At 42.0% G+C, this 26,360-nt stretch carries 15 protein-coding genes and 1 pseudogene; 10 read left to right on the top strand and 6 right to left on the bottom strand.

From position 1 onward, the window contains the following. Positions 1-5 precede the first annotated feature (5 nt). Positions 6-452, bottom strand: coding sequence for a methylglyoxal synthase (locus CH367_RS03425; RefSeq protein WP_100761063.1), 447 nt, complete (start codon positions 450-452; stop codon positions 6-8). Between the two features lie 145 nt (positions 453-597). Here CH367_RS03425 and CH367_RS03420 point away from each other — a divergent pair, with 145 nt between their 5' ends. Continuing rightward, the gene (locus CH367_RS03420; protein ID WP_100761062.1) at positions 598-1,407 is read left to right on the top strand and encodes an FcpA-related putative periplasmic flagellar protein; all 810 of its coding nucleotides are present in this window, start codon (positions 598-600) and stop codon (positions 1,405-1,407) included. Between the two features lie 99 nt (positions 1,408-1,506). Here CH367_RS03420 and CH367_RS03415 read toward each other — a convergent pair whose 3' ends face one another. The 3 genes from CH367_RS03415 to miaB are packed head-to-tail and all read right to left on the bottom strand — an operon-like array spanning position 1,507 to position 5,575. Further along, a complete protein-coding gene (locus CH367_RS03415) occupies positions 1,507-2,337 on the bottom strand; it encodes a hypothetical protein (RefSeq protein ID WP_165783202.1) in 831 nt (276 codons plus the stop codon). A 38-nt stretch (positions 2,338-2,375) separates the two neighbouring features. Then, positions 2,376-4,229, bottom strand: a complete 1,854-nt coding sequence (locus CH367_RS03410) for an LptF/LptG family permease (RefSeq protein WP_100761061.1) — start codon at positions 4,227-4,229, stop codon at positions 2,376-2,378. After that, positions 4,226-5,575: a tRNA (N6-isopentenyl adenosine(37)-C2)-methylthiotransferase MiaB gene (miaB, locus tag CH367_RS03405; protein ID WP_100761060.1), complete on the bottom strand. Its 1,350-nt coding sequence runs from the start codon at positions 5,573-5,575 to the stop codon at positions 4,226-4,228. The genes CH367_RS03410 and miaB overlap by 4 nt, the downstream gene beginning before the upstream one ends. A 105-nt stretch (positions 5,576-5,680) precedes the next feature. On the opposite strand from miaB, the gene CH367_RS03400 reads away from it, so the two are divergent. Then, the gene (locus CH367_RS03400) at positions 5,681-6,310 is read left to right on the top strand and encodes a molecular chaperone DnaJ (protein ID WP_100761059.1); all 630 of its coding nucleotides are present in this window, start codon (positions 5,681-5,683) and stop codon (positions 6,308-6,310) included. Beyond that, a complete protein-coding gene (locus CH367_RS03395) occupies positions 6,279-6,923 on the top strand; it encodes a hypothetical protein (protein WP_100761058.1) in 645 nt (214 codons plus the stop codon). The genes CH367_RS03400 and CH367_RS03395 overlap by 32 nt, the downstream gene beginning before the upstream one ends. 122 nt (positions 6,924-7,045) lie before the next feature. On the opposite strand, the gene CH367_RS03390 is transcribed toward CH367_RS03395, so the two are convergent. Then, positions 7,046-7,492 carry an LA_1841 family salt-regulated protein gene (locus tag CH367_RS03390; RefSeq protein WP_100761057.1) on the bottom strand — a complete coding sequence of 149 codons (447 nt, stop codon included), beginning with the start codon at positions 7,490-7,492 and terminating at the stop codon, positions 7,046-7,048. A gap of 857 nt (positions 7,493-8,349) precedes the next feature. On the opposite strand from CH367_RS03390, the gene CH367_RS03385 reads away from it, so the two are divergent. Continuing rightward, on the top strand, positions 8,350-9,447 hold the full coding sequence (locus tag CH367_RS03385) for a slipin family protein (RefSeq protein WP_100761056.1): 1,098 nt from the start codon (positions 8,350-8,352) through the stop codon (positions 9,445-9,447). A gap of 130 nt (positions 9,448-9,577) precedes the next feature. On the opposite strand, the gene CH367_RS03380 is transcribed toward CH367_RS03385, so the two are convergent. Continuing rightward, a complete protein-coding gene (locus CH367_RS03380) occupies positions 9,578-10,045 on the bottom strand; it encodes an LA_1841 family salt-regulated protein (protein ID WP_100761055.1) in 468 nt (155 codons plus the stop codon). An 801-nt stretch (positions 10,046-10,846) separates the two neighbouring features. Between CH367_RS03380 and CH367_RS03375 the strand changes: the two genes are divergently transcribed. The 6 genes and pseudogenes from CH367_RS03375 to CH367_RS03345 all read left to right on the top strand — a co-directional run bounded on the left by CH367_RS03375 (position 10,847) and on the right by CH367_RS03345 (position 26,176). Beyond that, positions 10,847-15,241 (top strand): LIC12048 family lipoprotein, encoded by a 4,395-nt coding sequence (locus CH367_RS03375; protein ID WP_100761054.1) that lies wholly within the window; start codon positions 10,847-10,849, stop codon positions 15,239-15,241. Positions 15,242-15,398: 157 nt separating this feature from the next. Then, entirely contained in the window at positions 15,399-22,814 is a 7,416-nt protein-coding gene (locus CH367_RS03370) for a SpvB/TcaC N-terminal domain-containing protein (RefSeq protein WP_244284454.1), read from the top strand. Next, the gene (locus CH367_RS03365) at positions 22,814-23,071 is read left to right on the top strand and encodes a DUF7660 family protein (protein WP_208861969.1); all 258 of its coding nucleotides are present in this window, start codon (positions 22,814-22,816) and stop codon (positions 23,069-23,071) included. The genes CH367_RS03370 and CH367_RS03365 overlap by 1 nt, the downstream gene beginning before the upstream one ends. A gap of 997 nt (positions 23,072-24,068) precedes the next feature. Further along, a pseudogene (locus CH367_RS03355) lies at positions 24,069-24,533 on the top strand (RHS repeat-associated core domain-containing protein); the annotation flags it as partial. Positions 24,534-25,243: 710 nt separating this feature from the next. Beyond that, positions 25,244-25,489: a CPCC family cysteine-rich protein gene (locus CH367_RS21125; protein ID WP_100761051.1), complete on the top strand. Its 246-nt coding sequence runs from the start codon at positions 25,244-25,246 to the stop codon at positions 25,487-25,489. A gap of 342 nt (positions 25,490-25,831) precedes the next feature. Beyond that, the gene (locus CH367_RS03345) at positions 25,832-26,176 is read left to right on the top strand and encodes a hypothetical protein (protein ID WP_100761050.1); all 345 of its coding nucleotides are present in this window, start codon (positions 25,832-25,834) and stop codon (positions 26,174-26,176) included. Positions 26,177-26,360: the final 184 nt, after the last annotated feature.

The following is a 26,360-nucleotide window of genomic DNA, read 5'->3' as shown; positions in this document are numbered from 1 at the left end:
TTCGATCAATCTCTTCGGATTTTCGTTTCGTAATCCAAAAGAACCTTTTTGTAAGAAGTCGTAAACTGAGGAGAACTGATCATATAGTCCGCCGTAGAGCGGTTACAAGCCATTGGAATATTATAAAGTACTGCTATTCTTAAAAGAGCCTTTACGTCCGGGTCGTGGGGTTGCGCAGTGAGAGGATCCCAGAAAAAGATCACGATGTCCAGATCCCCTTCCGCGATTTTCGCGCCGATCTGTTGATCTCCGCCTAACGGTCCGGATAAAAATCGGTAAACGGGCAATTCCACTTCTTCGTTTATCAATTTTCCGGTCGTTCCCGTACCGAACAGATGATGTCTGGATAAGATTTCCCGATGTGTTTTGACCCAGGTTACCAAGTCTTCCTTGCGATTGTCGTGTGCTACGAGTGCGATTCTTTTGGTCGCGGGAACCGAAACTTCTTTCATTCTTTGTTACTCTTTCTCGTTTGTTTTCGATCTAATTTTTTGATGACGGCCATCGGCGACCAATCCTAAATTGACCTAAGATATTTTTTTTCAAAGTCGATTCGCGTTGTTCCGCGTTTCTTCTTTGCTCCGAGATAGATCCCCGATGAACCATTCTTCCTTTTATCATAAAGTTTTCACGTTTACGATTTCGTTTTTTATTCTCCATTCTCCCCTGATCCTTTTTGGCGAACAGGTTCCCAACGAAAAAAAAATCGAAATTCTGATTCCGGAAGGAAGCGACAAGGAATCGGATTGGGGCAAGGACGGTCTTCAATTCCAAGACTTGGATATCTTAGGGAATGCGAGCGAAGAGAATTCCAAAACTCTTTTTGAAAAATCCAAGGAAGATTTTTTGACCGCGATGGATCGTTTTAGAAAGGCGAACGATCTCGCGGATTTGAAACGAAAAGAATTCGACCAACAGACCTTCGAAGCGGATCGTTACGAGTGGCAAAGAAAAAATCGTAAAGAGAATTTCGAACGATCTCTTACTAGGGATTTAAACAAGGCGAGATCCGATTCGATTCATCTTTTAGTCGGGGCGATGAATTCTTTGGAAAGAATTCAAAACGAAAAAGTTCGAGATGCGGACGCGTATCGCGAACTACAAGCCGGGATTTATAGGGAATACATCAAACATCAACTCGCTCTGAAGAATTTTTTGCAAGCCATGGATCTTTTGGAACGATACATTCAGATCGGAACCAAGTTTTACGAGGATTCGGAAGCGCAGGGTTTTCTTGCGAACTGTTACGAAAGGGCGTATCGTCTTTCCAAAAAGAATCGAGACGATCAATCCAGGGAGAAATACGATATTCTCCGGAAGAAACACGGACTTTTGTATGCGGAGTATAAATTCGGGAAGAATTCTCCGGATTATAAGGAATTCTCCAGAGAACTTTTTAGAGACTAATCGTTGTTATACGAATGAAGGCGAGGTTTAACGACAAGATGGATCGCGCCGAAAACACGAGGTTATGAATAAACAAAAGAATTATGGAACGGTAAAAGTTTACTGGATTCCCAAACGTTTTTTCAGACTTCGATTCTCTTCGATCAGATCCTTGATTTCCTTTTCGGTATAAGCGAACAGACGATCCTGCGCTTCCAAAATCTTATCGAGTTGAATCTCTTCTATATGAGAATAATCTAATGCTTGTTCGGTCGCCTTTTTGAAATCGAGAGCATCCTTCAATTCCTGAGTTTTCATCGAATCCAAAATCTCCGAAACTTTCAGCCTTTCGTGAAGCGCGAGAAGTTCCTTATTCTTGAGTTCGTTGACTCTTTCGAGGGCCTTGTTGATTTCTTCGTTGTTCTTTTTAACTTTGGATTCGAATTCTAAGATGGCTTGGAGCGCTTCGTTGGCCTTGGTCGCGTCCTTGTATTCTTTTTGTGCGAGTTCGAATACACCTTCAAAAAATCCGATATTGGTCAGACAACTGTTTCCGATTTCGTTGGCCGCGAGTTTGTAAAATTCGGATTGTATCGTTCTATCGAGAATGAGTCTTAAGTTTCTAGGATGAACCGGATGTTCGAGTACTTCGATTTTGCCGGTTTCCGGTACGACCCCGTTGATTTTCTCGGCGTCGTCGGAATAAACCATGATCAAACTTACGTATGGATGTAGTTCGAATTTGCGGATGAATTCTCGGATTTGATTCCATTCCTGCAAACTTACGGAAAGGAAAAAGATATGAATGTCGGCTTTCATCAAATCGATCGCGCCGAGTCCGTCGAGGGAAACCTTGCTCAATTCTATGTTTACACGAGGGTGCTTCCAGATTTGAATCGGGAATTCTTTTCCTGAAGTGAGATGCCAAATGATCGCGTTTTTTTGACTCATCGTATTAATTCTAACACTAACCAGCGGATTTTCCCGGGTCAGGAACCTCTTTTCATGATCTTTTTTATTTTTCCCCATATACTTAAACTTTCTAATCTCTCTGTCAATTTTGATTTTTGATCAGAAATCTTATCCAGGACCTTTTGAATCGGTTTCGGTAAATCCATATCGGTTCTTTTGATCATGATATTGATGCTTAAAAGCGCGATTAGAATGTTCGCACTCCAAGGACCAATCCAATCCGGAACCTTGTCATTGTAGGAAATCGTACTCCCGAGGGTAAAAAATGTAAAGTAGATCATTAGGAAAACGACTGCAAGCGTAAAACTCATTCCTTTTCCGGAACGTTTGACCACGAGTCCTAAAGGAAATGAAATAAAGAAAAAAATCAAACAGGAGATCGGCATCGCGATTCTTCTGTGAATTTCGACGTTAAAATCCGTTAAAACTTTCTTCCCTTGTTGCATCAAGGCCATCAACTGAGTGAGAACCGAATACGATTGAGTCATTTGATCGGGCGTAAGCGTTCCGTTTGCGGCTCCCATGGCGAGATCGATCTTCATCTGCTCCACCATTTGCTTTAGTCCAACTAAACCTTTAATTTCGATTCCCATCTCCTTTAAGGTTTCAAGGCCGGGAATCTTTTCGAGTCCTTCGGTTTCCATATTGTTTCGGATCTGAAAGAGAACCGGCATGGAAAATGTTTCGGGCTTTACGTTCAACTCCAGGGTTTTCTTTTCTTTTCCTTTGGGAATGTTGTAATCCATTTCTCCGTTTCTAAAATCGGTTACGGAAAAACTTTTACGATCGTCGCTCCATTCTAAGATCCAACCGTCTTTGAGACGGATGGATTTTTCATAATCCCCATCGGGTCCTTGTTTTTCCACAAGGTTGCCCTTGCCGGCGTTGATGATCTGAATGATTCTCGAGCCGCCCATAGGAATCATCTTTCCACCGATATGAAAGTATTCGTTTCCTTCGAGAAAGATTTCCCATTCTCGGATTTGAACCCCTCTGAGCTCTCCCGTATCCGGATTCATTCCGTCCGTGTACATCGTACGCGCTCGTTTTTCGAAAAGGTCCTGAGTTTTGTCCCCGCTGAATTGTCCGGGAGTGATCGCAAGAAGCGGATTGTATGCGAGAACCCATTTGTTGAATTCGTTCATCTTTCTCGTATTTTCGGGAGAAAGATAGAAGTTCAAATACGCGACCGCGAGGGCCATTACGAAACCGAATGCAAGAAAGTTAATATAGATTCGAGGAAAACTCACACCCGCCGATCGGATCGCGGTGATCTCTGAATCTCCGGAAAGTCTTCCCGCGGCCATGATCCCGCTCATCAAACAAGCCATAGGAATCGTCATCGGAAGCGTGTTGGCCAAAAGATAACCGAAATAATCCAGAAGACGAAGCGGATCCACGCCCTTCCCTACAAAAAGACCGATCATCTTTTGAAGGGCGAGAACCATATAAACCATCGTAAAAAACGCAAGAGCTACCAAAAACGGAGAAAGAATCTCCTTCAAAATATACCGATCCAAGATCGGAATGATCATATAAAACTTACGTTTGTCCGTATGAACCTTAAAGTCCGGCGGTAGATCTTCCACACTGCTCAGACGAACGGTTCTTAAATCCTTACCGGAATTCGAAGGATTGCTCGTTGACTTCCGACTTGAGTTCGAATCGGAAACATCGGCGTTTTTCTTTTTCGAGGGAGAATGGAAGGAAGAATCAAACGGAGAATTCTTATCTTCGTTTTTACTCTTGGAAGTTTTTTTGCTCGGGGAAGAATCTAATTTTTTCTTTGAGGAAGAATCGGTTTTGTTGGAAGACGCGCGTGAGGTCGACTTCTTAGCGGAAGCCTTCTTTCGATTGTCTCCGTCCTTCAAGCAAGGATCCTTCCTTTGAGGGTCGCGCTGGTCGCACTTTCGATCTGAACGGAAACGGTGGAACCGATCATCTCGGATGCGATTTTTCCTTCGGGAAGAGGAAACACGGTCATTCTTCCGCAAGGAGTTCGACCACAGAGTTGTTGTTCCGACTTGCGGGAAGTGTTCTCAACCAAAATGGAATATACTCTGCCGATACGAGATCTGTTTTGTTCGTGAGAAATCGAAGTCTGCAAGTCTACGAGTTTGGTAAGTCTCGCGGATTTCACTTCTTCCGGAACGTTGTCCGGTAGTTTTCTCTGCGCCATCGTTCCTTCGCGCTCGGAGTATTTGAACATAAAGGCCATGTCGAACTGAACTTCACGCACGACCGCGAGAGTATCTTCGAATTCTTCTTCGGTTTCGTTCGGAAATCCTACGATGATATCGGTTGTAATTCCGACATCGGGAACGATACTTCTGATTTCTTTTACGACATCCAAGAATTCTTCCTTGGAATAAGAACGTTTCATCTCTTCGAGAACTCTCGTGTTTCCTGCTTGCAAAGGAAGATGAATGTTCGGACAAAAACGAGGATTCTCCGCCATCAGTTTTAAAAGATGAGAAGGAAAATCCTTCGGATGCGGAGAAGTAAAACGGATTCTTTCGATTGTCGTTTCATCGAGAAGCATTTTGATCAAACCGGCAAAGTCTTCGCCTTGTTCTTTGTAGGAATTCACGTTCTGACCGAGAAGTGTTACCTGACGAATTCCTTTGTCGGCCAAGTCCTGAACTTCGCGGACGATGCTCTTCGGATCCCTACTTCTTTCCCGACCGCGGGTATAAGGTACGACACAGAAAGTACAGAAATTATTGCATCCGCGCATGATCGTAACGAAGGCTTGGATTCCGTTTACGACCCGAGGTTCGATCTCGTCGTAGGTTTCGATCTTGGAAAGTCGAGTCAGCGCGATCGAATTCTCCCCTTCTCGAATCCTTTGAATGAGTTCCGGAAGACTTCTGTAGTTGTCCGGTCCTACGACCAAGTCCAAAGGAAGCTCCTGATGAAAAAGATCGTCCCCGAGATTTTGAGCCATACAACCGAGAACCCCGATGACTAGGTTCGGATTTCTTTTTTTCAGATATCCCAGGGATTGAAGGCGATTGTAGATCTTTGCGTGAGCGTTTTCACGGATCGCGCAGGTATTGAGAAAGATAATGTCGGAATCCTCCGGGTCGGGGGAGGAAGAATATTCGGCGTCCTTCATCAAATTGGATACGATTCCCGAGTCGTACTCATTCATCTGGCATCCGTAAGTCTCGATATAGACTTTTCCTGCCTTTTTTTCCAGTTCCAGAACGTTCATAGGACTGAATTTCTGCTTGCAGGACCGACTGTAAAGGGGTTTTCCATAGAGAGGAAAAGGGAATTTTTCGGAGAAAATGCGGGAACTCCTCCCTATTTAAATCCTATGGCAGTGAATACAAAACCGGACTATTACAGACTTCTGGATGTTTCTCGGAGTTCCGACTTCGGGAGAATCGAGTCCGCGTATCGGGATTATCTCGAAAAATTGGAATCCGATCCTTGGAACCCGTCCCGAGAGTTGGATCGGGAAGAAGGAACACGCGCCTATCTGACATTGATTTCGCCGGAGTCCAGGGAAGAATATGATAAAACCTTGGATTACGAATTTCTACTTTTAGACACGACCAAGATCCCCGAAGAGTTCGAATCATTTTATAACGTGCAGAAGTTATCCGAAGGAGAAGAAACCAAAGAATTTTATTCCCGGTTCTTGGAGTTTAAGAAAGATTTGGAAAACACTCTAAAGAATCTTCGAATCACCGTTCTATTCTTTTTAAGCGCGTTTTCACTCTTAACGATTTTTGCCCTTTTGATGGCCTTGGCTCAGAAAAATGGTTTTCTCACCCCCGGCGTTGAGTTGTTTTACAGAAAGTGGGGAATTCTTTGTTCTGCCGGAATTCTCTTTTCGGGATACGCGATCTTTCGAAAGATCATCACTCCGAAAAAAAATCGAATCGATAAAAGTCGGAGTCATTCATCCATTGAAGACGATAGCAAAAAAAAACGATCCTAAACATCTCGCCGAAGACGAGATCTCTTACTACTATTCTCTTCTCCAAGAAGAATTAACCGACTTCGATTGCGGAGAATTGTGTAAGCCCGACAACGACGGAGTTCCTTTTTGTTGTATCGCGGACAACGCAGTTCCGACCTTGTATCGTTCCGAATTCTCCATGTTAAAAAAAAGAACGGATCTTTGGAAGGTTTGGAAACCGGAAACGGAAATAGACAAGAAGATGCTCGCGGAGTATGATTCCAAAGAAACTCTTTTCTGCGAATGTAAGGGAATTCAATTTTGCGAACGCGACAATCGTTCGATCAGTTGTAGAACCTTTCCTCTCGAACCGTATTTGGATACGCGAGGAGTTTTGGTCGGACTCGTTTTTATGAAAGAATTCACGGGCAAATGTCCGTTGACTTTACGAGCCAAGGACATTCGGCAAGAATTCGTGGATTCTCATTTCATCTTTTGGGAAAAACTTTTGTTTCGTTTGGATTCGGAATATGAAACCTTTTGGAATTCTTCCAAGTCGTATCGTCGTTCCCGCGCTAAAACCGGTAAGAAGTTTCCGATCTTTTTTCCAAGTCATCTCAAAGGCAAAGAATATCTTTCCGAATACGTTTGAGTCTTTTGTGATAGATTCAAAATTTAGAATGTAAGAATATTTTTGAAGCGATGCTTCTTTACCCTGCGACCGCGGAAATCGCGATCGCAGTTGTTATCGCGCGAATTTCAATGAGAAATCAATTATTTATTCTTTCCTTTGGTTACTGGCGCAGGCGCTGGAAGAATTATCTTTTTTGCAATTTCCCAAGTTTGAACTTCATGACTATTCGATGAAACACGTCCCGGTGTAGAAGTATTTCCTGCTTGAGCTCCGGGTTGATAGCTAACCGAAGTCACAGTTCCAGATTCCGCTAAAATAATAACGTCGGCTCCCACTTCTCTTGCTTTTTCCTTAACATACTCGATGCAGTGACTCAACTGACCACAACGAACCTCGACAATCCCAATCTGTTCAACTTTATATTCTGGAACGGCTCTCATCACAACATCGATATGATCGGTTTCAGTCAGTGCCGGGTAGTTTCTTCCGGTGATCGTTACGTTACCCGTAGCACAATTGATTACACCAAAAAGTGCAATCAAACTTAAAGCAAAAATCATTCCAAATTTATGGAAGTTCATCGTCATATAAAAAATTAAATCTCCTGTTGACATGGAACATTTTTTAAACCATCGTCTAAGTCAATTAAAAAAACGTAAAGTTCGAAGTTCAATTGTTAAGCGACAAAGGCGTTACGGTTAACGTTTCAAATTATCAAAGACTTAAGGTCATTCTTTTCAAAAAATTCAGTTTCGACCCGAGTTGTATCGAATAAAAGACGTTAACGATTCTTTCAGTTTAGATACAAAAGATTTACAAACAAAATTCGACTTCTCAAAAGAATAGAACTCGTCGATCGCACATAGACTGCGACCTTCACAGTAAAATTCAAACCGAAGAAGGAAAGAAAAATCGTTTCCTTTTCTTTCCTTTTGAAAGAATCTGTCTTCGGCTTTGGTTCCAACGGTCTTTCAGGGTTTCCAAAGGCCCGTCGGTTCCTCCGCACCCTGTGCGGTTGGTCTAACGTTAGGAGATCGGAATCAAAGTCTCCAACACCTGGTCGAAGGTTCGAATCCTTCCTTACTTCGGTAAGTAGCTCAGTGGGTAGAGTAGGCGCCTGTCACGCGAGAAGTTGGTCTCTTCTCAAAAAGACCAAAGCAAAAAAAGAATAAAAGGCGTCCGGCCCGCGACTGGTTCAAAGGCAATCGGGTGTTCGCCTTGAAGAACGATGGATACCGAGTCGAGAATTCGATTCAAAACGATTTCGGATTTTTTCGAAAGAAAAAAGTAGAAGTCGAACGCGATTCGATGCAACGATTCTCAAATCGTTCTCCGCTCACATCGGATGGATTCCTTTTATTCTTTTTATTTTTAGAATCGAATTGAAAGCGAATCAGCGAAGGATGAAAAAAATCGCAATCATTGAATTTACACTGAGGTTTGTATGAAAATCAAAAAGGATCAAAGAGGTCTTTTATTCAAAGAAGGAGAATACGTAAAACTCCTGATGCCCGGAAATTATTTTTCTCTATTGGGTCAGGATATAGAAATTCATCAGATCCTGAATCCTTTCTTTTCAAGAGTCAACTTTACGTTTTTAAAAAACGATCCGATTCTTTTGAAGGAATTGGAAGTGGTCGATCTCAAAGACAACGAGATCGCACTTCTTTTTGAAGAAGATAAATTCAAGTCGGCTTTAAAAACGGGAACACATGCGTTTTGGAAAGGCGGAAAGAAAATATCCTTTGTCAAGATCGACTTGAACGATCCGTCCATTGACGAAAATATCGATCGTTCCATTCTTATGAAACCCGAAGTAAAAGATTTTACTTGTTCGTATGCGGTCGAATCGTTTCAAAAAGGTTTATTGTTCATCGAAAATTCTTTCGTGAAAGTTCTGGAACCCGGAAACTATTTTTACTGGAAGGGAACCAAATCGATTTCAGTGGTGAAAGCGGATCTGAGACAACTTCAAACCGAAATCACAGGACAAGAAATCATGTCGAAGGACAAGATCCCTCTTCGACTCAATTTCGTCTGCCAATACAAGATTTTGGATCCGATCGAATGTCTCGTAAAAGTAAAGGACTACGAATCACAGTTATACATTCACCTTCAGTTGGTTTTAAGAGAATACGTGGGCTCTTTGACGTTAGACGAAATTCTTTCCAAAAAGGAAGAAATCGGCTATTACGTCGTTGAGAAAATAAAAACCTCCATGCCTTCTATGGGTTTGGAGATCATCTTCGGAGGCGTAAAGGACGTAATTCTACCGGGAGAAATCAAGGATATTCTCAATCAGGTTTTGATTGCCGAGAAAAAAGCGCAAGCAAACGTGATTATGCGAAGAGAAGAAACCGCGTCCACAAGAAGTTTATTGAATACCGCCAAACTGATGGAAGAGAATGCGACCCTTTATAAACTCAAAGAATTGGAGTATGTGGAAAGAATCAGCGAAAAGATCAGCCAAATCACGCTTACGGGCGGAATCCAATTGATCGATCAGTTAAAGGGGTTGCTTCTTCCTGGAAGGGACAAATAAAAAAGTAAGGGAATTTCTGTTCCTTCTTTGGATTTACTTGTTCCGGCCTTCCATCCGCTAAAAAGTTTTTAGGCGGATGGAGTTGCTTTTTCAATTTAAGAATATAGAAATATTCTTAAATTTTTAAAATTTATATTTCTTCAGAAACGGATTTTTTTCCTTTTGCAGGTTTAGAAGGCGTTTGTAAAATTACTTTCTTTGAAATTTCCCAAGTTTGAACTTGGTGAGAACTGCTGGATACACGACCCGGAGTAGACGCATTGCCCGCTTGGCTTCCCGGATGATAACTTACCGAAGTAACAGTTCCTGAGTCCGCAAGAATAATCACGTCGGCTCCGACTTCTCTTGCCTTCCCTTTTACATATTCGATACAGTGATTCAATTGTGCACAGCGAACTTCTACGATTCCGATTTGCTCTACCCTATAATCAGGCACAGCTCTCATCACAACGTCGATAGGATCCGTTTCGGTAAGCGGCGGATAATTTTTTCCGGTCAGAGTTACATTACCCAATGCGGTTACACAATTCGTTATGCTAAACAATAAAGCCAAAGCGGAAATTACGATCATTCCGTATTTACGGACGTTATTCATCATTTAAAAACAAGTCTCCTTAAAAAGGATCGTTTTTTAGAGATGGCTTCTGTGTCAAGTTAAAAAGGATTTAGGTGAAATTGTTAAACGAAGAATCAATATTTTTATATATTCAAATAATTGAATGTAATAGAAAAAAATGACGAACTTCCTACCGGGCTCAAAGAAATCGGCAAACCGCTCATCAATGCGGATAACGTTTAAATTCATTGTAAGAATTTATTTTTTTCAAGAAGACATTTATATCCGATTCCTTTTTAATTCCGCCAAAATCGGAGAAAAAATTTTAAACCCGTATAAAAAAAGAAAATCAGTATAAATAAATTCTAAATTTCCGGCGGAAACAATCCTTCCTGAAAAAAGCACACACCTGAGTTATAAAGATTCACAAAGGAATCTTTATAATGCGAAATACAAACGTTCATTTTATTAAAAAACGAAAACATAACTTATCCCATCTATGGATCCTGTTATGTTTATTGAATCGTAGACGCGAATCAGCAATTAATAATATTGCATTCAGTCGGCTATCAAAGACGAAAACTACGTAATTCAAAGTATTCTCAATTTCAATATCATTTCGCTTAACAAAACACGTTTAAAACAAAAAATATTTTTTCTAGGTTTTTCTATAGCCGGCTAAAGCCTCATTTTTTACTTAGTCGAATTGAAACTTTTGCATTTTGTAAAACTTGTGTCTATTTTGTTAAGCGAAGAGGAGTAACGCTATAAGTTTGCTCATACTCCGGATAACGTGTGGATCCTATGATTTTAAAAACAAAAGCATAAACGAAGAGGTGAATCATGTTTCAGAATGGTTGGATATTCAATAAGATGCGTTTTTATGGAATTTTATTTCTTTTAATACCTTTTGTAATTACTTGTGGTTGGTTCGGTAAAGATCGCGGAACTATGGAAAACGTAGACCTTGCGGCTGCAACTTGGTTGGTTGCGGAACAAGTGAAAACTCAAGTGGATAAAGAAGGGGTCCCTGTAAAACCGGGAAGTCCTACAACGACTGTAACACCGGTCAACGGCCTATTCAACCTCCCTCCCGGCAAACCCGTAGCAGCTGCAGCTCTTATGGGAACCATCGATCCAACCGGTACGACAATTGTGAACGACTTCGACGGCGATGGAATCTTAAATCAAAATGAAACGTTAAGTAATGTTTGGGTGGCCGATTATCCTCAAATTGAAACTGCAATCGCCCCCCCAGTTACTTTAAAGATCCAAATTCTCAAAAACTCAAGCAACCAAAGCGATCAAATCGTGAGCGAAATTAATTCGAACGATTTTGAAGCTTCAAAGAATGAAGGTTCTGAAAAAATTCACCAGAACGAATTGAATGAAAGAACCGTTCAGTTTCAGGATTCTTTTAGCAATGATACTGAAGCGGGAACTTCCAACGAAGTAAGCACGAGTTTCGGCGTAAAAGCAAGCTATATTCCAATGTCTGACATTGGATTCGATTACAGCCAAAGTTCAAAAAATAGCTGGTCAATGAAGAACGCAGTATCAGCTACTACAACGAAATGGGCTGATCGACCTTTTAAAAACAACATTGATAAAGATGCTTGGAATCTTAAATCCGATTCTTCCAGCAATAAGGCGAGAAAATATCGATCAGATAAATCTTTGAAAATCAACGAAACCTCTACTGTTGAACCAAATGCAGGTGTCGTTAGAGCCGCACTCTACATTAAAAATCTTTCCGTAAACATGCCAGTTAAAATTTCGAATATCCTTTGTTCTTTAATGTTCGAAACACCAGCTGGTGAATTAGTGCCGATGTCCTCTTTTCGTTTGAGAAACGATGACTATACTCTTTTCGAAGTGGAAGTTTACGGGGGAACTGATTTTGGGCCTTACGTTGTTGAGTTAACAAATCTTAATACAGCTGAAGTTGAGAAGGCGATAGCGGCTGGGTACACACCCAAAATTATGATTGTAGATTATACTATGACTCATGTCGCCGATTCAAATTATAAATCCAATCTGCTTAACTTCTCAGGTAATAATTTGAAAATTATCGAAGAAAATGCAAAAGGTAGAACAGCCTTAATTAAAGTTTATGGGCCAACTATAAGAGAAATGTATCGAGTTACTGCATTCGATACGCCAAACGTTTCTAATCCCTGCAATACAACGACAACTGACGTATTTTCTCCTGGCGTTAGTTTAAAAAAAGCTTTAGAAAGAATATCATGTTCGGGAAATAATATTGTATTTAAAGACTATGTCGTTGATTTGTCCGAGTCAGCTCCTACTTTAGCTGAGTCAAGAGTATATATAAAAGGAATCCAATCTTTTGGAGGAGTTAGCACCAACATTCCCTGCGTTGATGAAACGAGCACAGGTACTGATGGGGTTACGCGAACAGCTTGCGTTCAAAAACCTTACAGTCAATGGACTGAAACTGAAAAAAGAACTTCTGGCGTATGGGCAATTTATTCAAGAGGAAAATTCTATTCTCCAACTGAATATTGGACTGACGCAGGTAGCGTAAGAAAGTTTGATCCCTGGCGAGGTGCCGTCGCGGCACCGGTAGTGAAAGGAGCCGATTCCATGATCTGGGCGGGGGATAATTATGATTTAGTTTATATTTCCTTTAAAGATTTTATCAAAGCGGAACAGAAATTTGGAACAAATCCTTTAGAAACCGGAATAGGCTATCCATTTAATACGACATGGGATAATAAATCACTAGGCGTTCATCCATACTATCCGGATACGAATTCTCTTTACTTAGGAGAAGTCGGCTTCGGGGAAAAGATAGAACTAAAAATTCAATTGGATAAAACAAAATACCTAGCGCCGAATTTCGGTTCTGCAACGGACACAGGAGCATATCAATATTTTACGAATTTCAATTACAGTTTACAAACATCTTCAGATCGATATAACATCAATCAAGCAGTCGACTTTGAAATTAGTATGGGATTCGGTGGAAGTCGAACAGATTGGTTTCACATCATCAAAGACCTAAGCACGAGCGATCCATATAAACTAAAAAATTGCGGAACCACACTTGATTTCATCAATCAAGTGTATAATTTGTGTGTTCAATTACCAACCTCAAGCACTACAGTCGATCCAGCAATAAGTTTAGTAAAACTGTATATTCGACCTTCCTTAAATACAGCTTATCGTCGCACGGTTTGGCCCCTCCATTACTCCCAAGTTCGAAAAATGAGAGGAGAAGCAGGATTACCAATCGTAGCTGGCACCACAACGATCAGAATCTCAAATTCTTATGGTCCTGTGAATATCGGGGATAGACTTTATATTCAAGGAGATTCTTCTTCGTATCGAATTTTACAGGTATTCCCTCCTCAAAGTGACGGATCATATGACCTTCAGTTAGAAACCCCAGTTCTAACCAATGCTCAAAAGACGACACAAGTATATATTCCTGGAACTTTAAGTTCACCAGATGTAAGATTAGTTGTCGATACTGGATTCGTAACCGACTGGAATAATTTTGTCACCTCTTCCTTTAACTCAACGGCTTTCGAGCAGGTTCAGTATCGACCATTCCTACAAAGTAGCTCCGTCAGTTGCTCCACCAATCCGTTCCATCCTGCATCCTGCTTAGGGTTTACTCCGGATCTAAATGCCATTAACTGGATGGGAATTTATAACGAAGGAGTAGCACTTTGGAACTCTTGGGCAGATGGTGGGGACTTTACGAACTTCTTATACAATGGTTTGTCTCGCCTAACAGCTTTAACGGGAAAAACATATCGCTTAGAAAGTGCAAATGCGGACTTTACTGTGAGTGCGGACGTCAATGCTCAAACCTTAGGTGACCCAATAGTCGTAAGCTACGGTGATGTTGCAATGTCCGTCTGGAAACAAGGAACAACTTTGTTGGGTCGCTATCATCAGATTAGCACAGGCCTACCGGTTGGTAATCCCTTTACCATTAATGCAACAACTCCAATGCCAGGAGGGGGAACATACGTTGTTAAGACGAACAATGGAAAGGCGATCATCGTATGGGAAAACGTAGATACCTTTTATGCTTCTATACGTGATCTAGCAACTTTAACAACAATTTCAGCAGAAGTCGCTGTTGGAACAAGAGTTACTTCGGCTCCTTTAAAGTCATTTAATTATAGTTTTGACGTTGCTGTTGGCAACAATAGAGCTACAGTCCTTTGGAATAATTTTTCAACTTCAACAACGGTGAATTCAATAATAGGTGGGGGAATGGCTCTATTTACTGATACTCGAATTTATCAAGTTGCAGCTCAGTCCATACGCTTAGACAACGGTGGACTACTTGGATATTCTGATATTTCGGGATATTCGGAAAGTAATCAAGTGATCGATTCAATGGCACATCAAGCTGATGTCTATGCACGATACAATGTTTTTATTAGCGCGGAAGCCAATAGCAATAATCAGATTGTCTTTGGGTGGATGTACAAAGAAATTAATTCGGACGCACATACTATTTGGAGTTCAGTTTATGACTTACCTACCTTAGTTAAGATAGGATCGAACCAGACAATATTGAACGAAACCACACGCCCAAAGGATTTTATCAAAGTCGGAGCAACGAATGGCAAAGGTATGATTGTCTGGCGGAGAAATGATGGGGCAGTATTTGGACGCGGTATAGATACAACAAACTCTAATCTCATCGGAAGCGACAATATAACCTTAGAGTCAAGTGGAGTCGATTACCTAAAACTTTCAACGTTCGCCGATACAAGCTTATTAACCTATCGAATGAATACAAAAGAAGTTCGCTTAAAGGCAATCAACCTACAAACCTCGCAACCGCTCTTCCCTGGCTCTATTAATCTTGCGAGCGACAACGCTGACATGAGAAAACCAGGAAACTCAATTCTCTCAGGAAATAAAATTCTTACCACTTGGGATCAGATTAACGGAACCAAAAGAACCATCTGGGGAAGAATCAGCGATATCAGCACGTTTACCGTAGATGGACCAAAAGAATTTCAACTAAGCACGACGAACGAAGGAATCCAATTCAATCCGAATTCGGTAGTGTATAACGGAATGGGTCTTGCCCTATGGGTATCACAAGATAAAACCCAACAAAGAATTCGGGGCGCAAAGATCGATCTGAATAACCCTGGTTCTCTAAAATACGGACTTAACAACTTCTTCGTTGCACCATTGATCGAAAGAGATTATACTGTCCGAGCTCGAATCAAATACTGATCGAATGTTATAAACTTCTTCGACTGAGGTTGTCTACTAAAGGCGGCCTCGGTCGAAGTTAATACATTCGAACTTTAGAATACAATAAATATCAAAACTGGATTGATTTGAGATGCGCGGAAAAATCGTAATTGCGGCTTTGGCCACGGTCCTACTTATGCCTTCATGTAAACTGTTCGGAGGTAAGGGACATTCCAACAACTGGCTCTGGGCTTTATTAGGTCTTCCCTCAGGAGCAGGACTCCCCTCTTCCGGTTCCAGCATTGGTCCAGGGTCAGCTCCTGCGCCGGAAGGAAGCGATCTTTTCTCTATTTCAACAAATTACAGCAAGGCGATCGACGATCCGTCCGCAAAGGCGGATCCTTTAGAAGGCGCCGTTTTTATCGCACCGCCGGAACCAAATCACTTCGGCGGAGTTTCCCTTTCTTATCCGATCGAAACACCGGCAGGACGCGCGGGGATCGAACCTAAATTAGCAATTTCTTATTCTTCCACTGGAGGAGATGGATGGCTGGGTGTGGGATGGAATCTCGGACTCGGCTCCATCACTCGAACACCGGAATATGGTGCGCTTTATTATGACAACCGAGATTCGTTCACTTGGAACGGAACGAGACTTGTAAAAGTCGCAGGAAGCACGACCAACGAAAACGGAACCTATAGACCCGAAATTACGGGAGAAGACTTAGTCGTATTAAGGCTCAGTAATATAGAAAGCGGCGGGGTTTGGGAAGTATTGGATTCTTCCGGAACAAAGAACACTTTCGGAGAAAGCAACGCAAACAGAATTTATAACCCGGCCAATCCAAACCAGACTTACAGTTGGTATCTTTCCAAGACGGAAGATCGAAACGGAAACTATCTTCAAGTTCAATACGACAATTCAGAATATTCTAATAAACGAAACTTATATCTAAAAGAAATCCGTTATACCGGAAATTCCAAAAGCGGAGCTTCCGCTCGGCAGTATGTGCGTTTTTATACGAAACAAAGAGACGATTTTTATGTTTCCAACGCACCCGGGTTTTTGATGAAAATGGATAAGATCCTGGAAAGAATCGAAGTGGGTTGGGACGGAGGAGGAAAACTTTGGGACTACACTCCGGTTTATGAAACTTCCGAAGATTCCGGTAGACCTAGAATCAAAACGATCGAATCCAGCAGACATACCACACAACCTGAATTTCAATACCAAGCTTCCAGTAGACTTTTGACCTGGCAGAACATCGCCAATCAGGCGTCTTCCGAAATGGAAGACACTCCCGAATCCACACAATACTTTGAAGGAGACTTCAACGGAGACGGGATTTCCGATATGCTATTTTTTAATCCGAAGTCCGGAAATTGGAAAGCGGCAGAAGGAAGAAAGGAAGGCGGATATAACTTTAAGATCTACGCGAACCGTTATCAAGGATATAATAACAGCGAGAAGATTCGATTCTTCAAAGGAAACGTGAGCGGCGATTACAACGGTGACGGACGTTCCGATATCGCATTCTACCTTCCCGAAACAAGAGACTTTATCGTAGCAGAACACGACGGTCGTGTGTTTCAATTCAAATCGTATGGAAGATTGATGGCCGGTGTTCCCGACATCTTTCGTATGGAATGGTTTCCCGGCGATTACGACGGCAACGGATTATCGGATTCCGTTTTATTCGACGAACCCACGGGCCAATGGACCTTGATGCTCAACAAAGGTGGAAGTTTCGAATTCCTCCGCTTCGCTAAAAAATTTCAAAACGTATTCCGCGGAGATTATTCTCCGGACGCAAACTTAGACAGTGCAAACACGAACGATTCTTCCAAAGCGGGAAAGAATCGCGACAAGATCAACTTCCTCGTCGGCGATTACAACGGAGACGGAAGAACGGATATTTCTTTGTATGATTCGAGATCCGGCAGATGGCTCGTTGGCGAGAATCATCGCAACGACAACAAAAACGATCCGATCTACTTTAAGATGCAATGGAAGTTGTATAAAGTATTCACGATCGCGGAACAATCTCTCTTCACGAACGATCGTTTTTCCGGAGACTTCAACGGAGACGGCTTCTCTGACTTTTTATTTTTCGATCGTTCCTCCGGAGAATGGACGTTAGGCGAAACCGGAGACGGAACGATCAATTTTAGAATCTGGTCCAAAACTCCCCAATTCAAACCGATCACCCGCTGGCTTCAGGGAGATTTTAACGGGGACGGAAGAACGGACATAGGATTCTTTTCCGCAAACGACGGAAAGTTTTGGATCGGAGAATCCACTCTCAATGGATTTCGTTATAAAATTTATAGCGACATGAGCTACGGCCCCGATCAGGACCGAATCATGAAAACCCCTCTTCCTAAAGACGAGGTAAAACTTGAACAAGCGGCGTCCAACTTTGTCGCGGCTTCCAACACGAAATCAATCTTACTCAAATACAAATACGACGGAAACTTAAACTCAGGAAAAGGAGAACTCGCATTTGCCGGTTGTTTTACTGCGGACGATTGTTCTTCTTCTCCCGAACTTTTGATCTTTGACCGCAAAGCAAACGTGTTCGATCTCAAACAAGGAAATTCTTTTACCGAAAGGGTCAACACCAACTTAAATCCGGAAGCATCCGGAATTTCGATTCTTTTCGGAGGCAAACCCGATCGTTATACGAACTCGATCAAAGACGAAGTTCTTCTTTACAAAAAACAAGGAAACACGAATCAGCTTTTTGTAATTAAGAATACGAGTGGAACCGCATTCGATATTTCTAATTTAGCAACCTTTACGGATACGGACGTTACGAATTTTGATCCACAAAACAGCGGTTATGTGATTGATCATTTTGAAACAAACAGTTCTCAATCGGCTTTAATCCTGGACGATCAGACTTCTTCCGGAAATGCGCGTTTTATTTTAAGCGGTTTGGGAGGAACAAAGATTTTAACTCCGAGCGGCGATCTTTCTTCAAGCACTTTGAACGATCTTTTTCAAGCGGGTACGGGAGAGAACCGTCAGCGCAGAAAAGAATTCAGCTTATTCTCGGGAAAATTTACCACAACGCAAGCACAGCTTGCACTCGTAGATCGAAGAACCACAACTCATAAATGGTATCTGGGAACGATCAGCGGAACTCAGATTCAATTCAAACTCTTAACGGGCGATATCCCCCTTCCGATTACTACAAGCGATTATAACTCGGCAAGTCCTTCCGGAATCATCTATTCTCTGACTGGCGACGGATCGATCATCTTCGGAAAAACTCTCGATAACGGCACTTCGTTTTACAAAATAAAAATTAATACGACATCGGTTGCGCGCACTCAATACAATGCGGGAACGATCGGGTTCAACGATCGATTCGATAACAACGGAAACCCGATCATTCTTTCAAGCGGCGATGATAAACTTTACGATCTCGCTCAAAGTAAAATCGTTTCTCTTCCTTCCAACGTTCTTGTAAAAACCTTGGATAGACCCGATCTCATCGCTCAAATCTACGTCTTTCAATGGATTCAAGGAGATTATAACGGAGACGGACTTGCCGACGTCGGGATCATTCATCTAAAGGAGCCGACTTGGTATTTCGCTCTTTCTACGGGAGTCGTCCCCGATGTAATCGAAAAAGTAAAGAACGGCATCGGCGGTTTTTACGAACTCACATACGAACATTCAACAAAGTTCGACAACACGGGCGACGACGACATCCCCGATCTTCCAACGAGTTATCGAGTTTGCACTTCGATTACGCTCGACGACGGCTTTTCCAATCGAATTACGAAGAATTATCAATATAAGAACGGATTCGCATTCTCCGCTTTTATAGGCGGCAAAAAAGAAACTGACTTTTTCGGATTCGGAGAATTTACGATCCAAGAAGCATACGGCGCAAGAACAATTCATACGTATCACGCGAACACATATTCCGATTTTATGATGAACCGCACGCTCGGAGGCGCGGAAAAAGAAACGAAAATCATCGGAAACGATAACCGAGAATATGGCAACGTTCTGACCTCTTATGAAATCAATCGCATCGAAACCGTGCCGGGAATCGTGAGTTATTTCAACGAAACGACTAAGATCGAAAAATTCATGAACGGATCCAGAACCGTAACTCAGAATTTTAATACGACATTGGACGGTTATAAGGTCAGCCAAAAAACGGAAAATACGACCGATCATTTCAGCGATGGGGCTCATTCTTCCGTTACGATTTCAAGCAGTACGGATTTTCAAACCGACGACACGACCAATCAAAGAAGAGCGACGCGTCAGGTTTCTTTAGCGGGAAGCGCTCACGAAACGATTTTCATTCTTTCTTATAACAGCGTCGGCGATCTTATCAAGAACGTTGCAACTTACACCGGAGGCGGGCTTCCTGCGGTGGCTTCGAAAACATTAGAATATGATTATGATACGTACGGCAATCAAACATTGGAAAAGGATTCCAGTGGAAGTCCAAACCGCGGAACGACTCATTCTTACGATAACGAACTGCATCAATTCGTAATTCAGAAAACGAGTTTCGGAGGTTCGATTCAATTTCCGACTCAGTATAAAATCAACTACGGCTCCGCATTCGGTTCCGCAACGGAAGAAACGGACGCAAACGGAAACAAAAGCTATTTTGAATATGATTCTTATGGAAGACTTGTTCGTTCCAGCGCGGATACGGACGACGGAACCCGCGTCGTTACGAATCATTCTTATAATTCTTCCTTTCCTCTGAGCGCAAAGAGCATTCTTCCTTCGGGAACCGGAGATCCGGACTTCGCATCTCGCACGTATGCGGACGGAATGGGCCGCGGAATCTACACGGTAAAAACTGCGTCTAACGGTAATTATACGATGACGGGCCGTCTTGTTTACGATGGAACCGGAAAATTAATCCGAAAAAGTCAAAGCAACTGGGTGAACGGCGGGGAAATCGATCACTTTGCCCTTCATCTTGAAGAACGCAATCCGACCCTTTTCGAATACGATCCGATCGGAAGAATCAAAAAAACAACGATGCCGACTGCGGAAGGTGAAACATCCGCAACTACGATCACGACCGTTTATAACGATCCGTTTGAGAGCACGGAAAATCACAGCGGAGGAACGAACAAACGAATCGTGAAGGATGCAAGAGGTCAGATTCTTTACGTCGAAGACTTCGCTTCCGATGGAACGCAGGCAAAGATCGGTTTTTGTTACGATCTCGCGGGACACAGAGTTAAGAAGAGCGATCTCAACGACGGCGTTCCTCTTTCTTGTTCGAACGTTGTAAGCGGTGTTACCGTAAAAGATACTTCGGGAAAGAATCAAGCGTATTGGTTGTATGACGCATTCGGAAGATTGCGTCAAGACAGCGATCCGGATCTCGGCGTTGCAAGCTTTACTTATAACTCGTTCGGCGATTTGACTTCCAGCACGAACGCGAGAGGAATCACGACCAATCTTTCCTACGATTCCATCGGAAGAATTACGGTGAAACAAATTCCGGAAGGAGACATTCATTATACGTATGATTCATATTCGGGAAGCGAAAACGCATTAGGCAAAATCGTTCGCATCGAAGACGGGGTTCAAAACAAAACGTTCAGTTACGATAAGTTAGGGAGAATCAAAAAAGAAACCCGAATGATTCTCAGCTCGCCCGTGCCCGAAACACAAGGTCCGTATATTACGGAAACTAAATATGATCTTTTGGGAAGAGTTTCACGCATCGATTATCCGGAACATCCAATTTCTCACGCGAGAATGCGGGCTTGCTACAACTACGGAACCGCAGGTTATATCACGGACATTTCCGTGCAAGTGGACACGAGCGGAATTCTCCCCGGCTTCTGCAACAAAGACATCGTTGAAAATATCGTCTACAATGAGTTTGGTCAAACCGCCGGTTTTACTCTCGGTAATGGAATCGGCACAAGTTATATCTACGATATCAAAGGGAGAATGGTGCGAATCCAATCTTCAGGCGACGTCGATGGAAGCACAAAGGTTCTTCAAGACGCGGTCTATGCGTTTAACAGCAAAAACGATATTACAAGCATCGCCAACAACGCAAGCGAACATACAACTCAATACAATTACGATTATGACGGCTTAGGTCGCTTAATAAATGCAGTCGGAAGTTACGTCGAGACGGCGGACAATCTTACCAAACAATTCAGACAAAGTTATAGTTATGCGAAGAACGGAAACTTAATCGCTAAACGTTTCCACGATCCTACAAGCGGCAGTATCAACGACGAATGGAGCTACGTTTACAACAACCACCAAGTCACGAATATCGATTCTACCAAAACCGGAAACGATACTCTTACGCTACAATACGATGCAAACGGTAACTTAACGCGTCAAAGAGACAACGCAAAAGATCTTACTAAAAATATCGGCATCGATTCTCAAGATAGAATCCGCAACATCCAAGACGCGAACGGAGCGACTCTCGGAACATACTGGTATGATGAAGGCGGATTCCGAGTTCGTAAGTCTGCGCTTGAACAAAAGAACAATCAGTTTACGAACGTAGAGATTTTATATCCAAGCAAATTCTATGGTCTTGAATACATCGAAAGCGAGAGCGTAGTCACTTCCGTAAACAACGTTTATCTCAACGGTGTACGAATCGCGGCGCTTGCCGAAAACGGTTCCGTCGCCTACTACCTCACCGACCAAGTTGATTCCGTCTCACACGTGTTAGACGATGACGGCAAGACTCTTTCCAAAATGCAATACTTACCTTACGGTGAAACTTTTGTTCATCGTGGGGACACCGACTTTGCTCCGAAATACAACTCGCAGGAGTTAGATAGAGAATCCGGTTTCTATTTTTACAACGCGCGATACTACGATCCGGGGATCGCAAGATTTACGAGTGCGGATACTGCCATCGATGGCGAGTGGGATACGCAAGGTTGGAACCGATTCTCGTATGTGAAGGGAAATCCGATCGGAGCGAAGGATCCGACGGGGCATGACTCTATCGTAATGGAGATACTCTGCGCACCAAACAAAGCATTAAATACTTTAGGAGATGCATCTTACAAAATCGGGACTAATTCAAAGGATGGAAGCTTCGTAGGCAATTCAAAAGCCTTACTTTATGATTCAGCCGGGTTAGTTTACAAGACTGCTGCCGCATTTGCACCGGCTAATCGCAAAGAATGGGAACAGGCCGTAACCACTGGGTACGGCTCGCAAATAGAAAAAGCTGCGCTAAAAGGTGGCCTACAGTATCTTGGTGGAAAAATAAAAAATTTAACTGGGCTAACGACGACAAAGTCATATCCAACTATAGATCCAAGTAAAGTTAATTTCAGCCAAAGCAGTATAAAAAACACTTTCTCTGACAAAATACATCCTAATATTACTGAATTAGCAAAAGGTTTGAAAGACGGTACAATAAAAGCTAAAAATATACCTCCAATTCGTTTAGTTAATAAAGAAGGGCAGTTATATTCGCTTGATAACAGGCGGTTAGCGGCCTTCAAAATTGCCCAAAAGGAGATTCCCTATAGAATGGCGACAAAACAAGAAATAGCCAAAGAATCTTATAAGTTTTCAAGTAAAAATAATGGCGAAAGCATTCGCATAAAAGGTGAATAATGGATTTTTCACGAGAAGAAATAAACTCTATAAAAGGAAAAGCTGATTTTGTAACATTCATCTATAAATTAAGTAATGATTTTAGAGATAATGCTTCAGAATGGACTAATCAAGATATCGAATCCTTTTTAGAAGCATTAGCGCGATGGACTGAAGATTCTGATGGCTATTATCAAAATATTGGACTTCTCGCGCCCAAAGTTCCCGACTGGAAAAACGTAGCTGAAATGTTTATCGCGGCCAAATATTATGAATGAACGGAAGCCCCTCTAAAACTCACCTATCAGACATTTTAAGAATAAAAGGAAACTATAATTTACTTCTCACTCTGATTTCAAATAGGAGTGTTCTATTTAATTAAGATTGGAATATTTTTAACAGAGGGAAATTTAAAAACGTTGTTAATCATTCTTGAAAAATTTAAAGAAATTTGAAGAAATTAATTTTAGGCTTCTAAAAATTAACGTAAAAATACAATCGCAGTCTGTTCTTTGAGCATGAGAGTGAAAGAAAAAAAGAAATCGTAGATGGACGCGCGGTAGGGATCGAGCGAAGCAAGAAATTGGAATTACGATTTCGTTTATAGATTTCGATGGAGACAGCAATTTCTTGACTGGAAAGGTGAACCCGATCCCACGTCACTCTCTACGGATCGTTCCACAAGAACCATCCGAACAAATTATAGTCGCCGTTTTCTTTCTGTATTGCAATCCTTGACAACCACCCATCTTCACCCTAAACCTACCATCGTGAAAAAAGTCCTCCCCTCCCTCCTCCTAACTTTCGCATTCTTCTTCATCCTTCGCGAAGGCTCCTCCTATCTCTACCAATCCAAAGAAGAAGCGCGAGTATACAACACGGGACTTTACTGGCTCACAAAGACCGACCTTTCTCCTAAACATCAATCGGATTCTTTTTTATTACCGTATCTTTTGTATTAACTGCACGCAGACTTAACACCGGCCGACTTTGCAAAACTCTGCAATACAATCTTAATTGCGGGAATCCTTCTACTTGTATTCTATTTCGCTTTTGAGTTCAACACATGGGCAGGCGCAATTCGAAAACTCGACTTCCAAACTTAACCCAAACTCTGATAGCCACTGCATTGCTAAGGATTAACTCGATGTGCGGTAGGGATCGATGCGGGGTTAAGAAATTGCTAATATAGAAAGATAACGAGTTTCAATCTGATACTCAATTTCTTTACCGGAGCGGAGAGCCTGGTCCTGCGATAGCAGGAACCGCTCATACAATCAGTTTACAAACGTAGAGATCTTGTATCCAAGCAAATTCTACGGCCTTGAATACATCGAAAGCGAGAACGTAGTCACTTCCGTAAACAACGTTTATCTCAACGGGGTGAGAATCGCGGCGCTCGCCGAAAACGGTTCCGTAGCCTACTATCTCACCGATCAAGTCGATTCCGTCTCACACGTGTTAGACGATGACGGCAAGACTCTTTCCAAAATGCAATACTTGCCTTACGGCGAGACGTTTGTTCATCGTGGGGACACCGACTTTGCTCCGAAATACAACTCGCAGGAGTTAGATAGAGAGTCCGGGTTTTATTTTTACAACGCGAGATACTACGATCCAGGGATCGCGAGATTTACGAGTGCGGATACTGTGATCGATGGAGAATGGGATACACAAGGTTGGAACCGGTTCTCGTATGTGAAAGGAAACCCGATCGGAGCGAAGGATCCGACGGGGCATTGCTTCACTCAAGGAATGAGAAGTTTTTTTGCTGCTACCTGTTCCAATGCCTCAGCACAAGCAGACAAAGCAACTCATCAAGACATTAACAACCGCATCAATTATCAAAATGAAAGTTCATTTCTAAAAACTGCAACAGTAGTCAATGGATTAGCCAAGGGAACACCAACCAACGCCGGAGTCACCCTTGCAATGAAGGCTGCGGAAAAAATTCCAGTAGTTAAGGAAGGTAATGCGAAGCTAAACGAAAAACTATATGGAAACAATCCAAAAATCGCAGAGTTAGTCAATTTCGGTGTTTTTATGGGTTCAACCATGATCGGATTGGGGACTACCAATCTTGGAGGACCGACTGGTGCTACTCTTAGGAGCGGTGGCGAAAAGGCAACCTTGCCGAAATCCATTTGGTCATCGACTAAAAAGAAAACTTCAACGGAAAATGCGTATTCGCATTGGAAAGATCACGGAAAGGAGTTTCCGGAATTTCAGAACTCTAAACAATATGTAGACGGGACGCATAAATTTATAAAGGAGCCACCATTTGGAACGTTTGGCAAATATCGCTCATCAGACAACGCTTATCTACAATATAATCCGAAAACAAATACGTTTGCAGCGAGTAAAGATGGCGTTCCCAAAACTATGTTCAAACCGAAAGACAATATTAATTACTGGAATAAACAAAAATAAAATAGAAGATTAAGAGAATAATGAGTTTCCCTTGTCCTTGTTGCGGCTATCTAACTTTCGAAGAGGAATCTGGCTCATTTGAGATATGCCCAGTCTGCTATTGGGAAAATGATAATGTTCAAAATGATGATCCATCTTATTCAGGCGGTGCGAATAGAATTAGTCTAGAGTTGGCGAAAGAAAATTATATAAGATTCGGAGCCAAAGAAAAAGACTACGTCACTTTAGTCAGGAAGCCGAAAGAAGATGAATATCCTGAGCCTTGAAGAAACTAAATTAGTATAGGTAAAATCAAACGAGTTTACAAAACAAAAACTGTCCTTTAAAAACAATATTCTATCGCTAAGGGAGATAGAGAAATAGCTTCAATAATAGAAAGCAATGTAGCCATTCACTGCGTTCGTTGAACTCAGTGCCTCTCTATAGATCGCTCCGCTGGAACCGCCCAAATGAACTTCCAGCATGCGACCCGAGCCACCTTCGGGACGCATTGGTATGACGAAAGCGAATTTCAAGCTCACAGATCTGCACGCGAACATATGTTAAAGAACCGCATGGACACATTGAGCCAGTAAATCATATTCCGATTAAAGACTAAAAAAAAGTTTATGAAATTATTACAAATTTGGCAATCAGTTGCAACCGAGTTGCAAATTGAAATCGAAGTTCCCAACTCATTTTCTCTACCTAACGGAGAGAAAATTAATGTCGAATTCATTGTAAAAAATTTTGGGGCTCCAAATGGAATGTTAATTGTATCTGATTATAGCTCAATTCAACCATTTACGGAAAAAATCTTAAACGCAGGCTATGGATACTCTACTCTCGACGAACCCTTAGACAAAGAGGAATGCTCTAAGGAAAATATGAAAGAAATACTAAATGACTGGGGATGGTGCGGTCCTGATAATTTAAAACCAAATTGGATTAAGCCTGAGACTCGCAAAACCTAACCTTAGCAAACAAAAACCCAAATTGCTTAGGAAAATGAAAAATAAGGGAAACTAAATAAGACTTAGAAAACGAAATCTATCTTTGAAAACAATTCTCCGTCAATAAGAAGAATCTGAAAGAAGAAAAGAAATAGTAGCGAGACGCGCACGGTAGCGATCAAGCGAAGCAAGAAATTGGGATTAC

Source organism: Leptospira barantonii, from assembly GCF_002811925.1.
Lineage (GTDB): Bacteria > Spirochaetota > Leptospiria > Leptospirales > Leptospiraceae > Leptospira > Leptospira barantonii.
This window is presented reverse-complemented; position numbering and strand designations above follow the sequence as displayed.

Coding starts and splice junctions, on each gene's coding strand:
- CH367_RS03365 (WP_208861969.1), top strand. CDS start 22,814: ATGGATTTTTCACGAGAAGAAATAAACTCTATAAAAGGAAAAGCTGAT.
- CH367_RS03425 (WP_100761063.1), bottom strand. CDS start 452: ATGAAAGAAGTTTCGGTTCCCGCGACCAAAAGAATCGCACTCGTAGCA.
- CH367_RS03345 (WP_100761050.1), top strand. CDS start 25,832: ATGAAATTATTACAAATTTGGCAATCAGTTGCAACCGAGTTGCAAATT.
- CH367_RS21125 (WP_100761051.1), top strand. CDS start 25,244: ATGAGTTTCCCTTGTCCTTGTTGCGGCTATCTAACTTTCGAAGAGGAA.
- CH367_RS03390 (WP_100761057.1), bottom strand. CDS start 7,492: ATGACGATGAACTTCCATAAATTTGGAATGATTTTTGCTTTAAGTTTG.
- CH367_RS03380 (WP_100761055.1), bottom strand. CDS start 10,045: ATGATGAATAACGTCCGTAAATACGGAATGATCGTAATTTCCGCTTTG.
- CH367_RS03370 (WP_244284454.1), top strand. CDS start 15,399: ATGCCTTCATGTAAACTGTTCGGAGGTAAGGGACATTCCAACAACTGG.
- CH367_RS03415 (WP_165783202.1), bottom strand. CDS start 2,337: ATGAGTCAAAAAAACGCGATCATTTGGCATCTCACTTCAGGAAAAGAA.
- CH367_RS03420 (WP_100761062.1), top strand. CDS start 598: ATGAACCATTCTTCCTTTTATCATAAAGTTTTCACGTTTACGATTTCG.
- CH367_RS03400 (WP_100761059.1), top strand. CDS start 5,681: ATGGCAGTGAATACAAAACCGGACTATTACAGACTTCTGGATGTTTCT.
- miaB (WP_100761060.1), bottom strand. CDS start 5,575: ATGAACGTTCTGGAACTGGAAAAAAAGGCAGGAAAAGTCTATATCGAG.
- CH367_RS03385 (WP_100761056.1), top strand. CDS start 8,350: ATGAAAATCAAAAAGGATCAAAGAGGTCTTTTATTCAAAGAAGGAGAA.
- CH367_RS03375 (WP_100761054.1), top strand. CDS start 10,847: ATGTTTCAGAATGGTTGGATATTCAATAAGATGCGTTTTTATGGAATT.